At 67.5% G+C, this 13,839-nt stretch carries 13 protein-coding genes; 11 read left to right on the plus strand and 2 right to left on the minus strand.

What is annotated here, in order from left to right; all coding sequences use genetic code 11:
* From ACFWF3_RS06270 to ACFWF3_RS06295, 6 genes are all read left to right on the plus strand, one after another.
* Positions 1 to 885, plus strand: an 885-nt coding sequence (locus ACFWF3_RS06270) for a 3-oxoacyl-ACP synthase III family protein (RefSeq protein WP_379312723.1), incomplete at its 5' end; no start/stop codon positions are given.
* Positions 886 to 915: 30 nt separating this feature from the next.
* On the plus strand, positions 916 to 1,758 hold the full coding sequence (locus tag ACFWF3_RS06275) for a hypothetical protein (protein ID WP_379312724.1): 843 nt from the start codon (positions 916 to 918) through the stop codon (positions 1,756 to 1,758).
* Complete coding sequence (locus ACFWF3_RS06280) at positions 1,755 to 2,114, plus strand: hypothetical protein (protein WP_379312726.1); 360 nt, start codon at positions 1,755 to 1,757, stop codon at positions 2,112 to 2,114. Before ACFWF3_RS06275 ends, ACFWF3_RS06280 begins: the two co-directional genes overlap by 4 nt.
* Positions 2,115 to 2,173: 59 nt before the next feature.
* A complete protein-coding gene (locus ACFWF3_RS06285; RefSeq protein WP_379312727.1) occupies positions 2,174 to 3,193 on the plus strand; it encodes an NAD-dependent epimerase/dehydratase family protein in 1,020 nt (339 codons plus the stop codon).
* On the plus strand, positions 3,190 to 3,942 hold the full coding sequence (locus ACFWF3_RS06290) for a glycosyltransferase family 2 protein (protein WP_379312729.1): 753 nt from the start codon (positions 3,190 to 3,192) through the stop codon (positions 3,940 to 3,942). The genes ACFWF3_RS06285 and ACFWF3_RS06290 overlap by 4 nt, the downstream gene beginning before the upstream one ends.
* A gap of 37 nt (positions 3,943 to 3,979) precedes the next feature.
* Positions 3,980 to 5,494 (plus strand): class I adenylate-forming enzyme family protein, encoded by a 1,515-nt coding sequence (locus ACFWF3_RS06295; protein ID WP_379312730.1) that lies wholly within the window; start codon positions 3,980 to 3,982, stop codon positions 5,492 to 5,494.
* A 37-nt stretch (positions 5,495 to 5,531) separates the two neighbouring features.
* Here the strand turns inward: ACFWF3_RS06295 and ACFWF3_RS06300 are convergent, their stop codons facing one another.
* On the minus strand, positions 5,532 to 6,812 hold the full coding sequence (locus ACFWF3_RS06300) for a hypothetical protein (RefSeq protein ID WP_379312731.1): 1,281 nt from the start codon (positions 6,810 to 6,812) through the stop codon (positions 5,532 to 5,534).
* A gap of 93 nt (positions 6,813 to 6,905) precedes the next feature.
* On the opposite strand from ACFWF3_RS06300, the gene ACFWF3_RS06305 reads away from it, so the two are divergent.
* Positions 6,906 to 7,184: a hypothetical protein gene (locus ACFWF3_RS06305; protein ID WP_379312732.1), complete on the plus strand. Its 279-nt coding sequence runs from the start codon at positions 6,906 to 6,908 to the stop codon at positions 7,182 to 7,184.
* Positions 7,181 to 7,504, plus strand: a complete 324-nt coding sequence (locus ACFWF3_RS06310) for a hypothetical protein (protein ID WP_378632602.1) — start codon at positions 7,181 to 7,183, stop codon at positions 7,502 to 7,504. Before ACFWF3_RS06305 ends, ACFWF3_RS06310 begins: the two co-directional genes overlap by 4 nt.
* An 85-nt stretch (positions 7,505 to 7,589) precedes the next feature.
* On the opposite strand, the gene secA is transcribed toward ACFWF3_RS06310, so the two are convergent.
* Entirely contained in the window at positions 7,590 to 10,388 is a 2,799-nt protein-coding gene (secA, locus tag ACFWF3_RS06315) for a preprotein translocase subunit SecA (protein ID WP_379312733.1), read from the minus strand.
* A 227-nt stretch (positions 10,389 to 10,615) separates the two neighbouring features.
* Here secA and ACFWF3_RS06320 point away from each other — a divergent pair, with 227 nt between their 5' ends.
* The 3 genes from ACFWF3_RS06320 to ACFWF3_RS06330 all read left to right on the plus strand — a co-directional run.
* On the plus strand, positions 10,616 to 12,028 hold the full coding sequence (locus tag ACFWF3_RS06320; RefSeq protein ID WP_378993531.1) for a wax ester/triacylglycerol synthase family O-acyltransferase: 1,413 nt from the start codon (positions 10,616 to 10,618) through the stop codon (positions 12,026 to 12,028).
* 10 nt (positions 12,029 to 12,038) lie between these two features.
* Positions 12,039 to 12,584, plus strand: coding sequence for a DUF6912 family protein (locus ACFWF3_RS06325; RefSeq protein ID WP_379312735.1), 546 nt, complete (start codon positions 12,039 to 12,041; stop codon positions 12,582 to 12,584).
* Positions 12,585 to 12,684: 100 nt separating this feature from the next.
* The coding region (locus ACFWF3_RS06330) for a ferredoxin reductase (protein WP_379312734.1) at positions 12,685 to 13,839 on the plus strand (1,155 nt) is incomplete at its 3' end.

Consider the following 13,839-nt stretch of genomic DNA (forward strand, 5'->3'; position numbering starts at 1 on the left):
GAATCCGAGGACTCCTTCACCATCGCCTCGGCCGCCGCCCGCAGCGCACTGGGCAATTCGCGCTACGACGCCGCCGATCTGGATGTGATCATCTCCTGCTCGATCACCCGGACCCGGGGCGAGGACTTCTGCCTGGAACCGTCGTTCGCTCTGATGCTGCGCACCGCACTCGGGGCGAACAGGGCGATCCATTTCGACGTGTCCAACGCGTGTGCCGGGATGATGACCGGAGTTCTACTGCTGGACAGGATGATTCGATCCGGTGCGGTGCGTCGCGGCATGGTGGTGTCCGGGGAGTGCATCACGCCGATCGCCGACACCGCGGTGCGGGAGATCTCGCAGAAGTACGACCCGCAGTTCGCCTCGCTCACCGTCGGCGACGCCGGGGCGGCCGTGCTGCTCGACGGTACCGACGGGCCAGGGCTCGACTACGTGGAGCTCAACACCAGCGCCGCGTTCGCGAAGCTGTGCTTGGGGATGCCCAGTGACCAGGGGCCGGGAGTCGCGCTCTACACCGACAACCGGGCGATGCACAACGAATCCCGGTACCTGCTGTGGACCTCGCGGCAGCTGGAGTTCCTGGCCGCCCGCGGTTCCAGCTTCGCCGAGGAGGGTTACGACTACCTGATCCATCACCAGTTCAGCGGCCCCGCTGTGGAATTGATCAACAAGATCGCCGAGCGCGAATTCGACGCGGCGATGCCGCCGGGACTCGCGGTGCTGGACCGATACGGCAATACCGCGTCGACCTCGCATTTCGTGGTGTTGCACGACGCGTTGCGGCAGGGACTGATCGAGCCGGGGTCGAAAGTACTGCTGGTACCGGCAGCTTCCGGGGTGGTCGCCGGATTCTTGTCGGTGACAATCGGCGATCTGCGGGTATAGGACAGTATGGGAATCATCATTTCTTCGGCAGTGACGCGCAGCGGCGGAGTCAGCTCGGTGGGACAGGCGGCAAGCGCCGCGCGCGACGCCTTAGCGGGAGCCGGTTGTCCGCCGGAGCAGGTCGACGCACTGATCAATGTGGGGGTCTATCGCGATGCGAACCTGGTGGAACCGGCGGTCGCGGCGCTGATCCAGCAGGCCGCGGGGATCGGGCTGGACTATCGGCGCGGTGACGTGCCGTGCTTGTCGTTCGATCTGATGAACGGTGCCTGCGGGGTGGTGAACGCGGTCGGGGTGGCCGCATCGCTGCTGGCAGATCTGCCCACGGGATATGTCGTCGTCGTGTCGGGCGACGCGCATCCGTCGGGCCGGGCCGATGTGGAGTTCGCGTTCGAGCCGGTCGGGGCGGCTCTCGTGCTCGAGAATTCCGCCGAAGCGGCGGGTTTCGGCGGAGTCCATGTGAGTGCCGGCGACGTACTGCCCGACCCGCAGGGCTACGTGAAGCTGTCCGCGATGGGAGCCGAGGGGCGTTCCTCGCTGACGGTGGAATTGCTCACCGGGACAGCGGAACTCGTCGAGCACGCCGCTATCGCGGCGCGAGAGGCGTTGGCGGCGGACGGTATCGACGCCGGACAGGTGGTGCTGCTGTGCGGTAAACCGACGGCGGACTTCGCCGGCGAACTGGCGGCCCAGCTCGGCGTAGGCGCGGTGGTGACCGACGACTTCGCCGCCGACGCACACACTTCCGCGTTGACCGCCGCGTTCGTGGCGGCTCGTGACGCAGGACTGGCCGAACGGCCGTTGCTGTTCGTCGCCGCCGACGGTGGACCCACCGCGGCGGCAGTGACCTATCGAGGGGTTGGTGTGCGGTGACACGGTCTCTGCATGTTGTTCCGGATCCGGTGAGTGCGCCGCGACATGGTCGCCATCGCGCGGCGGCCGATACTTCGGTCGCGGTGCCCAGCCCGGGAGCGGTGCTGGCGCTGCGGTCGATTCCGGTGATCGGCTGGATATTCCTGATCGCCGGTGTGGTGCGGCCGTTCCGGGCCCGGTGGCTGCGGGTGGCCTTCTGGATCGATGTGGTGCTGAGCGTCGGAGTGCACGCCGCGCAGATTCCAGCAGCCCGGAAAGTGGCCGCTGAACGGGGGATCTCGGGTCGTCGTGCGGCCGTGATGACCATGCTGCTCGGGGCTACCTGGTGGAAGACGCTGGGCGAGGGCGAACAGTGACCGAGGCGGCACCGTCCGGCCGCGGCTTCGCGAGATCGTCGACGGGATAACGTGGCGCGATGACAGTGCTGGTGACTGGCGCGAGCGGGTTCGTCGGCGGCGCGATCGTGCGCGGGCTGGTGGCGCGCGGGGTGCCGGTTCGGGCGATGGTTCGCGATCCGGCCTCGGCACCGGAGGGTATCGAGGTGGCGGTGGCCGATCTCGCCGACGCGGGTGCGCTGGCGGCGGCGGTGGCCGGAGTGCGCGCAGTGGTGCACGCGGCGGCCCTGCTCGGTGAATTCGGCAGGCCCGCGGAGTTTTTCGCGGTGAACGTGGCCGGGACCGATCGGCTGATGCAGGAAGCCGCGGCGGCCGGAGTACGGCGGTTCGTGTTCATCGGGAGTCCGAGTGCGTTGATGGCGCCCGACGGCGGGGATCAGGTGGGGATCGATGAGACCGTGCCCTACCCGGCGCGATTTCTGAACAGCTATTGCGAGACCAAGGCCGTGGCCGAGCAATTGGTGCTGGCCTCCGATACACCGGAGTTCACGACGTGTTCGCTGCGGCCGCGCGCGGTGTGGGGGCCCGGCGACCGGCACGGGCCGATCGTGCAGATTCTGGCGAAGTTGCGGGCGGGGCGGTTGCCGGATCTGTCCGGCGGGCGCGATGTTCGGGCTTCGCTGTGCTACATCGACCACCTCGTCGACGCCGCCGCTCTCGCGCTGACAGCCGAGAAGATCGGTGGGCGTGCGTATTTCATCGCCGACGCGGAGCCGGTGCCGGTATGGGCGACCTTGGACGCGGTGGCCGCACGGTTCTCGTTGACCGGACCGAGCGTGACAGTACCCGCGACGGTGCTCAGCGGGGCCTTGGCGGCGATCGAAACACTGTGGCGGATACCGGCGGTCGCGCAGCGGTGGACTCCCCCGCTGTCACGGTACGCGGTCGCGCTCGTCACCCGGTCGGCGACCTATGACATCTCGCGCGCCGCCCGTGAACTGGGCTATCGACCGGAGGTGCCGTTCACGACCGGCTTGGACGACTTCCACCGCTGGGTCGACCAGGTCGGCGGGCTGGACCGGCTCCTGGAGGACGCGTGAGTGATCTGTGGGTGGTGATTCCCGCCTTCGACGAGGAACGCGGGATCGACAGCACCCTGAATGCCATCGCGGCACAGCAGGACACGGATTTCACGGTGGTCGTGGTCGACAACAACTCCACCGACCGCACCGTCGAGGTGGTGCGGGCCTTCGCCGCCGCCCATCCACTGCCGCGCATCGTGGTGATCGACGAGCAGCAGAAGGGCACCGGCGCCGCCGCCGATACCGGGATGCGCTACGCGATTTCCCGAGGCGCCACCTACCTCGCGCGCACCGACGCCGACTGCCTGCCCGCCCCCGACTGGACCCGGCGGATCAAGGCCGGGTTCGGCTCCGGGCTGCGATTGGTCAGCGGTCAGCTGATTCCGCGCACCGATGAAGGCGTTTCCTGGATCGACCGCACGATCATTCGGGTGGCACTGGAAGTGGCCTCGACGTTCGGCAAGGTGCGCTCCGGCAACCGGGATCCGAAGTATCTCGGACCATATGTGATGACACCGGGGTGCAACATGGCCATCACCGCCGAATTGTATGTTGCCGCAGGTGGATTCCCGCGCACCGCGATCGAGGATCTCCACGAGGACCGGGCGCTGGTCAACGCGGTGCGCACGATCACCACCGACTATGGTTTGCGCCGGGACGTGCGGGTGCACGGCTCGAATCGGCGAGTGCGCGCCTGGGGTATTCGCAAGACGCTGGCCTGGTACGCCGATCATCGGTATCGGCCCGACGTGGTCGATATTCGGTGAACGCGGCCGGGCCGATCGGCAGTGGAGGGGAACATCGGTGACCGACTTTCTCGCACGGCTTGCCGCGCAAGCCGCACGGATTCCGGACGCGTCGGCGCTCGGCACGGTCGGCAAGCGCGCGCTCACCTACCGGGAGCTGGTGGAGTCCATCGGCCGGGTGGCACACAATCTCGGCGAGGCGGGGTTCGCGCCGGGCGATCGAATGCTGTTCTCGATCCGGCCGAGTGTCTCGTCGGTGCTGGTGATCTTCGGGGTGATCGCAGCGGGCGGGACGATCGTGTTCGTCGACCCCGGCGTCGGGCCGGAGCTCTTCGCCAAGCGAGTCGGCCTGGTCGAACCAGCTTGGGCCGCAACAGAATCGCTGCTGTACGCGGTGAGTGGCCCACTCGCCGGGTTCGGGCGCAAGAAGGGGCTGGAGCTGCCACGGTTCGGCGCGCTCGATGTTCGCCATATCCACAGCGGAGTGTGGTTGCCTGGTACGCCGTTCGGGTCGATTCCGTTGCGGCGGTTCACCGGTGACGCACGCGAGACCGCCCTGCCCGCCGCGGATCCCGACGCGGCGGCGTTGATCGTCTTCACCTCCGGAACGACGGACGACCCGAAAGCCGTGGTGCACACGCGTGCTTCGCTGAGCGCGGGACTCGCCGCGATGGGCGGAAAGACCAGCCTCGCGCCGGGCGCCTTCCTGCACACCGAGCAGCTTATGATGGGACTGCCCGCGTTGATGGCGGGGGCGCGGTGGGCGATGCCGCGGTATCCACGGTTCGGGACGCACATCGATCCTGTCCGATTCACGCGACATCTGCGGAGCGCGACGCATACGTTCTACACCCCGGCCGATCTCGCTGTCGCGCTCGACGCGATCGAAGCCGGCGACCTCGAGCCGCCGCCGAATCTGCGTCAAGTGGCCCTCGGCGGCGCGCCGGTCACCTCCGCACTCCTGCGCCGGGCACGGAAATCGTTGCCCGACACCGAGTTTCTCGCGATCTATGGGATGACGGAGATCCTGCCGGTGGCGATCGCGACCGGCACCGCCAAGCTCGCGCACGACGGGGATCTGCTCGGCGCTCCGGTGCGTGGTGTGCAGGCGCGGATCGCCGACGACGGGGAACTCGTGCTGTCGGGCCCGAACCTGTGCCGCGGGTATCTCGGCGCGGAGCCGCTGACCGAGATCGCGACCGGGGACCTCGCACGGTGGGACGGAACGGAACTCGTCCTCACCGGACGTAAGAAAGACATGATGATCCGGGGGAAGACCAATATCTACCCGGGGTTGTACGAGCCGGTGATCACCGCGATCGACGGGGTGCGCGAGGCGATCATGGTCGGCCTGCCGGACGAGATCGGCGATGAGCGGATCGTGCTCGCCATTGTCGCCGAACCGGGAGCAGACGACATCGCGGCCCTGCTTCGCGAACGACTGCCGCAGGTCATCGACACCACCGCCGTCCCCGACGACATCGTGGTGGTGGATCGGATTCCGGTCAGCGGGCGGACGAACAAACCGGATCGCGCGGCGCTACGGGAGCTTGTGGGCAAGCTGCTCGCCTGAGTGCGGGCCGCCGCTGGACTCGGTGCTGCCGGTCGGCTCAGCGGGTCACCGAGCGGAGCGTGCGGTCGGCGAGGGATTCGATGGTGGCCCGAGGGAGCATGGTGTCGACGTAGCAGAAGGTGATCGACATCGTGGTGCCGAGGGTGGCCACCGCGACCGTCAGCGCACTGGCGCAGGAGTTCGTCCCGGCGACCGTCAGCGCCGTGATATCCAGCGGCTCAGGGGTTTCGGGCGGTGAGAGTCTGCCCAGATTGCTGAGAGTGACGTTCCACGGAGCCCGGCGGTCGATGAGTTCGATGGTGCGCCTGCCGGATTCGAGCGAGCGGGGGCAGCCGTAGCGGATGGCGGCCAGGGCGGTGAGGTCGGTGTTCTTCGCCAGCCGCTGGTGCAGTTGGGTTTTCGCCGCGCGAGCCGCGTCCCACAGGGAATGGCCAGGGCCGTAGGGGACGAAAGTGGGGACGACCGCGGTGAACATGCCGGGCTCGTCGTCGGCCGGGGGCGGGTTCAAGCGGGAGCGGACGTCGACCGGAATGCCGATGCCCGCGACGCCGGAGGGCCGGGGGGCGAGTTCACCGAGGGCGTTGGCCAAGGCGGCGGTCAGCGCGGCGTTGACGGTGACGTCGTGCTGGTGGCAGCGGGTCCGGAGCTCGGTGAGGATGTCGCCCTCGACGGTGCGGATCACGGTGCGGGTGCGGCGGATCGGAAGTGGTGGCGGGATGCCGGGCAGGCTGGTCGGGCGGCGCGCCATCGCGGTGAGCTGACCGGTGAGGTTGGTGCGCAGGCAGCGCAGCAGGCGCGTGTGTGCGGGAGGGATGAGGTCGTCGGGAGCCGGAATCGGCGGACGCGCGGCGCCGGGGAGGGGAGCTCCGAAGGCGTAAGCGAGGATTCGCCACCCCAGCGACGTCATCGAGCGGCCGTCGAGCAGCACATGCGACAGCACCAGGATCAGGTCGTGGTGTTCCTCGGAAGTGCCAGGGCGCCACACCAGATCGATGAGGCGCCCAGGTGCGGTCGCGAGGTCGACGGGCTCGGCCAGCTGTTCGTCGAAGACCGTGCGCCACTCGTCGGGGTCGTCGACCATGCGGTGCAGGACCGGCAGATGCGGGTCGGCGGACGGGGCGAAACGCGGGCCGTCGACAACGGTTGTCCGCAGTAGCGGAAATTCCGCGACCAGCGCGTCAGCGGCCTCTTCCAAGCGGTAAGCGCCGATCGGGCCGCGCACCCGCAATCGGACCACGCAATTCGCCGGCGACAACTGATCGACGAGCCAGAACCACCGCTCCGACGCCGACAGCGGGCGCATCACCTCGCCCAACACGGCCTCCGCTGTATCGACACACCGCGAGCGTACCGACGCCTGCCCGAAACTCAGCACTTTCACATGGCGTTACTACATGCGTATTATGGACTTATGGGTTTCGAGTGGCCTGATTGGGCGATCGCTCACCTGATCGGCATCGAACCCAGCGAGGTTCGGCTGGTCCTCGCAGCGTCACGACGGTGGCCGCGCCCGGCCTTCGACGGCCAGGTGACCGTCCTGACGGTGTGGGGGCGCACCACAGCCGGCCGCCCGTTGATCGTGGTGATGCGGCAACGGGAGGACTGGACGTGGGTGATCATCGGCGCACGCACGATGCGCGCCGAGGAACTGGCGCAATTCGAGCAGTGGGAAAGTGAGACCCGATCATGAGCGAGCCAGGACTTCCGTCCAGCAAAGAAGAACTCGCCGACTTCATGGATCGGCTGAGTTTCTCCGACGAGCCCACCGATGCCCCACCACGTCTTCCCGTCAACGAAGACATCATGGTGACCACGTCGATCCGGCTCCCCCTCGGCCTGCACAGCCGCCTGAAATCCCTCGCTGACGAACGTCGGGTAGGAGTCTCCACCCTCCTGCGCGAATGGGCCGAAGCAGCCGTCGCCGACATCGACGACGAAGACCAGATGATCTCTCTGGCCGAAGCCAAACGCGCCCTCTCCCGAGTCCACCCCATCCACCGAGCGAGCTGACGCGCGGACCGACCGGTAGACGGAAATACGACTGAAGCCCCCGCCGAAAGCAGGGGCTTCAGTCGTCTCGATCAGCTGGCTCGCCTCAGCGGCGGCGCTTGCCCTTGGAGTCGGTGCGGGCGGCTTCGCGGCGTTCGCGGCGGGTGCCGCCCTGCTGATGACCGCCGTATTCCTGTGCGTCGGAATGGGATTCGGCATGGCCGTCCTCGGCGGGGCCCGAGTAGTTCATCGCTCGGGGAGCCTGGTCGCTGATTCCCTTGGCACGCAGAGCAGGCGGGGCCTGGGTCTCCGCGGGGGTGTCCTGCGGGCGGGCACCGACCGGGGAGCGCAGACCCTTGTCGATCGAGACGCCTTCGGGCTGGGGCTGCTGGACCTCCACCTGGAGGTTGAAGAGGAAGCCGACGGACTCCTCCTTCAGGCCTTCCAGCATGGCGGCGAACATGTCGAAGCCCTCGCGCTGGTACTCGACCAGCGGATCGCGCTGGGCCATGGCGCGCAGGCCGATGCCCTCCTTGAGGTAATCCATCTCGTAGAGGTGTTCGCGCCACTTGCGGTCGAGGACCGAGAGCAGAACCTGACGTTCCAGGTTGCGCATCGCGCCTTCGCCCGCGAGGCCGTCGATCTCCTGCTCGCGCTTCTCGTAGGCGGTGTGCGCGTCGTCGAGGAGCGTTTCGCGAAGCTCGTCGCGGGTGAGTTCGCCCGCGTCGCCGGTGGCGGTCTCGCCGGTGAGTTCCTTGTGATCCAGGCTCACCGGGTACAGCGTCTTGAGGGCGGTCCAGAGCTTGTCCAGATCCCAGTCCTCGACATAACCCTCGGCGGTGGCGCCGTCGACATAGGCGGTGGTCACGTCGGTGATCATGTTCTGAACCTGACCCTCCATGTCCTCGCCACGCAGGATCTGGTTGCGCTCGCCGTAGATGACGGTGCGCTGCTGGTTCATGACCTCGTCGTACTTCAGCACGTTCTTGCGGATCTCGAAGTTCTGCTGCTCGACCTGGGTCTGGGCGCTCTTGATGGCCTTGGAGACCATCTTCGCCTCGATCGGGACATCGTCGGGCAGGTTCAGGCGGGTCATGATCGACTCGAGCGCGGCGCCGTTGAAGCGGCGCATCAGCTCGTCACCCAGCGAGAGGTAGAAGCGGGACTCGCCCGGGTCGCCCTGACGGCCCGACCGTCCACGCAGCTGGTTGTCGATACGACGCGACTCGTGGCGCTCGGTGCCGAGCACGTAGAGACCGCCGGCCTCGCGAACCGTCTCGGCGTCGTCCTCGGTCTGCTTCTTGACCTGGTCGAGTGCGGAGTGCCAGGCGGCCTCGTACTCGTCAGGGGTGTTCACCGGGTCGAGGCCCTGCTTGCGCAGCAGGATGTCGGCGATGATGTCGGCGTTGCCGCCGAGCACGATGTCGGTACCACGACCGGCCATGTTGGTGGCCACGGTGACCGCGCCGGGACGACCGGCCTCGGCGATGATCTGGGCTTCCTGCTCGTGGAACTTCGCGTTCAGCACCGAGTGCGCCACACCACGCTTGGTGAACTGCTTGGACAGGTACTCCGAGCGCTCGACGCTGGTGGTACCGATCAGGACCGGCTGGCCCTTCTCGTGCCGCTCGGTCACATCGTCGACGACGGCGGCGAACTTGGCCTCTTCCGACTTGTAGATCAGGTCGGCCTGGTCCTTGCGGACCATCGGCTTGTTCGTCGGGATCGGGACCACGCCGAGGTTGTAGATCGAGTGCAGCTCGGCGGCCTCGGTCTCGGCGGTACCGGTCATGCCGGACAGCCGGCTGTAGAGGCGGAAGTAGTTCTGCAGGGTGATCGTGGCCAGGGTCTGGTTCTCCGGCTGGATCTCGACCTTCTCCTTGGCCTCGATCGCCTGGTGCATGCCCTCGTTGTAGCGGCGGCCGACCAGGATCCGACCGGTGAACTCGTCGACGATGATCACTTCGCCGTCGCGGACGATGTAGTCCTTGTCGCGCTGGTAGAGCTCCTTGGCCTTGATGGCGTTGTTCAGGTAGCTCACCAGCGGCGAGTTCGCGGCCTCGTAGAGGTTGTCGATACCGAGCTGATCCTCGACGAACTCCACGCCCTGCTCGTGCACGCCGATGGTGCGCTTCTTGATGTCGACTTCGTAGTGGACATCCTTCTTCAGCAGCGGCGCGATGCGCGCGAATTCGGCGTACCACTTCGACGACGCGTCGGCCGGGCCCGAGATGATCAGCGGGGTGCGGGCCTCGTCGATGAGAATCGAGTCGACCTCGTCGACCACGGCGAAGTTGTGACCACGCTGGACGAGATCGTCCAGGGAGTGAGTCATGTTGTCGCGCAGGTAATCGAAGCCGAACTCGTTGTTCGTGCCGTAGGTGATGTCGGCGGCGTAGGCCACGCGACGCTCGGCGGGAGTCATACCGCCCAGGATCACGCCGACCTCGAAGCCGAGGAAGCGGTGCACACGGCCCATCCACTCGGAGTCGCGCTTGGCGAGGTAGTCGTTGACCGTGACCACGTGCACGCCGTCGCCGGAGATGGCGTTCAGGTACGCGGGGAGCACACAGGTGAGCGTCTTGCCCTCACCGGTCTTCATCTCCGAGATATTGCCGAGGTGCAGCGAGGCGCCGCCCATGATCTGGACCTTGTAGTGCTTCTGGTTCAGCACTCGCCACGACGCCTCACGTGCCACGGCGAAGGCCTCGAGCAGCAGGTCGTCGAGGGTTTCCCCGTCGGCGTAGCGCTGGCGGAACTCGTCGGTCTTGGCACGCAGCTCGTCGTCGGTCAACGCTTCGATCTCGTCGCCGTACGCGATGACCTCATCGGCGAGGTTCGAGAGCCGCTTGACCATGCGACCTTCACCAATCCGTAGCAACCTCGTCAGTGTCAGCGCAGGCACGGGTCTCGTCAGTCCTCTGGTCGGAGTTGTGTTCAACGGCGATGGTAGTCCGCAGACCACCGTACCCGGCGGCGCGGACCCGTGCCCGGCGTACCGGTGCAGTCATTACCCCAGGTCACGACGCTCGGCGAGCCTCCTTGCCCGGCACCGCGATTCACCTGCCGTGACGTAGGATGTAGCGCGTGCCCGATCAGCGCCATGCGGCACCGGAAGGAGCTTCGGAGCGCGTGATCACGAGATTGACGCCGCAAGACGCGTCGTTCTATCGGCTCGAGTCGAGCAGTAACCCGATCCACATCGGCTCTCTCGCGATCCTGAACAACTCCTCCCCCGACAGCACAGGCCAGGTACTGGACTACGAACGCCTCGTCGACCTGGTCGAATCCCGGCTGCCGATGGTGCCGCGCTACCGCCGCAAGGTGCGCGAGATCCCGCTCGCCATGGGCAGGCCGGTCTGGGTCGAGGACAGCCGTTTCGACATCAGCTATCACATCCGGCGTTCCGCGCTGCCGAGTCCCGGCAGCGACGGCCAGCTCTACGATCTCGTCGCCCGGCTCGCGTCGCGACCCCTGGACCAGGGACGACCACTGTGGGAGATGTATCTGATCGAGGGCCTCGCCGACGGGCGCGCCGCGGTGTTCACCAAGTCGCACTCGGCACTCGTCGACGGTGACACCGCCCTGGAGATCGGGCACGTGATCCTCGACAACTCCCCGCTGCCGCGCGAACTGGCCGACGACTCGTGGCGTGCGCCGCGCGAACCCACCGATGTGGAACTGCTCGCCGGAGCGCTCTCGCAACTGGCCGCGCAACCGCGCGAGGCCTACAGCGTGATGCGCGACGCCGGATCGAACGCGTTCGGGGTGGTGCGCGGCACGCGGATGGCGGTGAAGGCCGCGGCCAGCGTGGTGCGCGCGGCGACCTCGAGCGCGGCGCCGGACAGCCCGCTCAACGCCCGCACCTCACGCAGCCGCCGCTTCGACGTGGTGCGCACCGATCTGGACGACTACCGCACGATCCGCAGGCATTTCGACTGCTCGATCAACGATGCGGTGCTCGCGGTGGTCACCGGGGCGCTGCGTAACTGGCTGCTCTCGCGCAACGAGGCACTGGTCGAGTCGACCAATCTGCGCGCGGTGGTGCCGATGTCGGTCTATGTCGACGGCGACAATCAGCTGACCCCGGCGAGCGAGGTGTCCTCGTTCCTCATCGATCTGCCCGTGGGCGAACCGAATCCGACGATGCGGCTCTCCCACATCTCGCATGCCACCGAAGCGGCGGGCAGGCAGCGCCGCGGGGTGCGGGCGCGCACACTCGTGCACCTGGCCGGGTTCGCGCCCGCGAGCCTGCACGCGATGAGTGTGCGAGCGGCGAGTACCTTCGCCGACAACAGTTTCAATCTGGTGATCACCAACGCGCCGGGACCACAGACCGCGATGTACATCGGCGGCGCGCGCATGCTGGAGATGTATCCGGTATCACCGCTGCTGCGCAATCAGACGTTGAGTTTCGGACTCACCTCGTACGACGGTCAGGTCTTCTACGGACTCAACGCCGACCGCGACGCCATGGCCGATATCGATGTCCTCGCGGCATCGGTGCACGAATCGATGGAGGAGTTGCTCGGTGCCTGTCTCTGAGAACGACACGATGCGCGTCTACATCCCGGCGACGATTCCGCTGCTGCGCCAACTCGTCGACGAGCAGCAACTGCTCCCGCTCGGCGCGACCGCGTTCGCCGTGACGCCCGCGCTGCGCGAGGCCTACGCCGCGGGCGACGACGAGGAGCTCGCCGAAGTGGCGATGCAGGAAGCCGCCCGGGCCTCCATGCGGTTGATCGGCGCCGAGCGCGACGGACTCGACGATCTCGACGACGACGCCGAGGGTTCGGCCACCACCCCGGGCGGCCCGGTGTATCGGCGCGCGGTGATCGCGGCGGATGTAGCGGGGGCGAAACTGCGGCCCGATCTCGACGATGCTGTGGTGAAGGTGTCGGGGCCGGTCACCTTCGAACAGGTCGCGGCCGTGCATGTGGACCTGGCCGAGGCCGAGCCGCAGGTGGCCAAAGCGGTGGACGTCATCGACGCCGCTGACCTCGGCGATACCGACGCGGAATTCGTGCTCGGTGACGCGGAGGACCACCAGCTTGCCTGGTACGCACCACAAGAACTGCCGTTCCTGCTCGAGCTGTTGTAATTTGCGGCGGGCGGCGGCGGGGTTGCCCAATGTTCACAACTGGCGCTGAACCTACGATGCCGTAACCTGGCTGCGAGAGGGCTACCCCACGGTGGACCGGATGCACGACAGGGAGAAATCGCACAGCATGGTCATCGACAAGTTCCGGGAATGGCTCGAAGCACCGGCGGCGCAGGTCGCCGACCGCGGCGGCAAGCTGAACATCTTGCGCGGCGCGGTAGCCCGGGTCACCACTCCCCTGCTGCCCGACGACTATCTGCATCTGGCCAACCCCCTGTGGTCGGCGCGCGAGCTGCGCGGGCGCATCGTCGAGGTCCAGAAGGAGACCGCCGACTCGGCGACCCTGGTGATCAAGCCGGGCTGGGGCTTCGATTTCAAGTACCGCCCCGGGCAGTACATCGGCATCGGCATCCTGATCGACGGCCGCTGGAACTGGCGTTCCTACTCGCTGACCTGCCCGCCGGACTGGACCGGCGAGGGCGGCAAGCGGCTCATCTCCATCGCGGTGAAGGCGATGCCGGAAGGCAAGTTGTCCAGCCACCTTGTCAACGGGGTGGCCGCGGGCACCATCGTGCGGCTGGCCGCGCCGCAGGGCGGGTTCGTGCTGCCGGAGCCGCCGCCGGCGAAGGTGCTGTTCCTCACCGCGGGCAGCGGGATCACCCCGGTCATGTCGATGTTGCGCACGATGGACCGGCGCGACGGCGTCAACGATGTGGTGCACGTCCACTCCGCACCCACCGACGCCGACGTGATGTTCGGCGCCGAACTGCGCGCCCTGCACGACAAGCACCCCAGCTTCGTCTCCCACCTGCAGCTCACCGATGCCCACGGCCTGTTCTCCCTGGCCAGCCTCGACGAGCTCTACCCCGACTGGCGCGAACGCGAGACCTGGGCCTGCGGGCCTGCCCCGATGCTCGACGCGATCGAAAGCCACTGGAAGAACGCGGGCGTGGGCGACAAGCTGCACATCGAGCGCTTCGAGGTGGAACGCTCCGCGATCGGCGAGGGCGGCACGGTGACCTTCGGCACCACCGGACGCACCCTCACCGTCGACGGCGCCACCAGCCTGCTCGAAGCCGGTGAGTCCGTCGGCGTGCAGTTGCCCTTCGGCTGCCGGATGGGCATCTGCCAGACCTGCGTGGTGACCCTGTCCGCGGGACACGCCCGCGACCTCCGCAACGGCGACGAACGTCAGCCCGGCGACAAGGTGCAAACCTGCATCTCCGCCGCCGCCGGCGACTGCACGCTGGACATC

Source organism: Nocardia sp. NPDC060220 (assembly GCF_042727815.1).
GTDB lineage: Bacteria > Actinomycetota > Actinomycetes > Mycobacteriales > Mycobacteriaceae > Nocardia.

Excerpts from the sequence above, each read along its gene's own strand:
- ACFWF3_RS06305 (WP_379312732.1), top strand. The coding sequence starts at position 6,906 with ATGGGTTTCGAGTGGCCTGATTGGGCGATCGCTCACCTGATCGGCATC.
- ACFWF3_RS06310 (WP_378632602.1), top strand. The coding sequence starts at position 7,181 with ATGAGCGAGCCAGGACTTCCGTCCAGCAAAGAAGAACTCGCCGACTTC.
- ACFWF3_RS06325 (WP_379312735.1), top strand. The coding sequence starts at position 12,039 with ATGCGCGTCTACATCCCGGCGACGATTCCGCTGCTGCGCCAACTCGTC.
- ACFWF3_RS06285 (WP_379312727.1), top strand. The coding sequence starts at position 2,174 with ATGACAGTGCTGGTGACTGGCGCGAGCGGGTTCGTCGGCGGCGCGATC.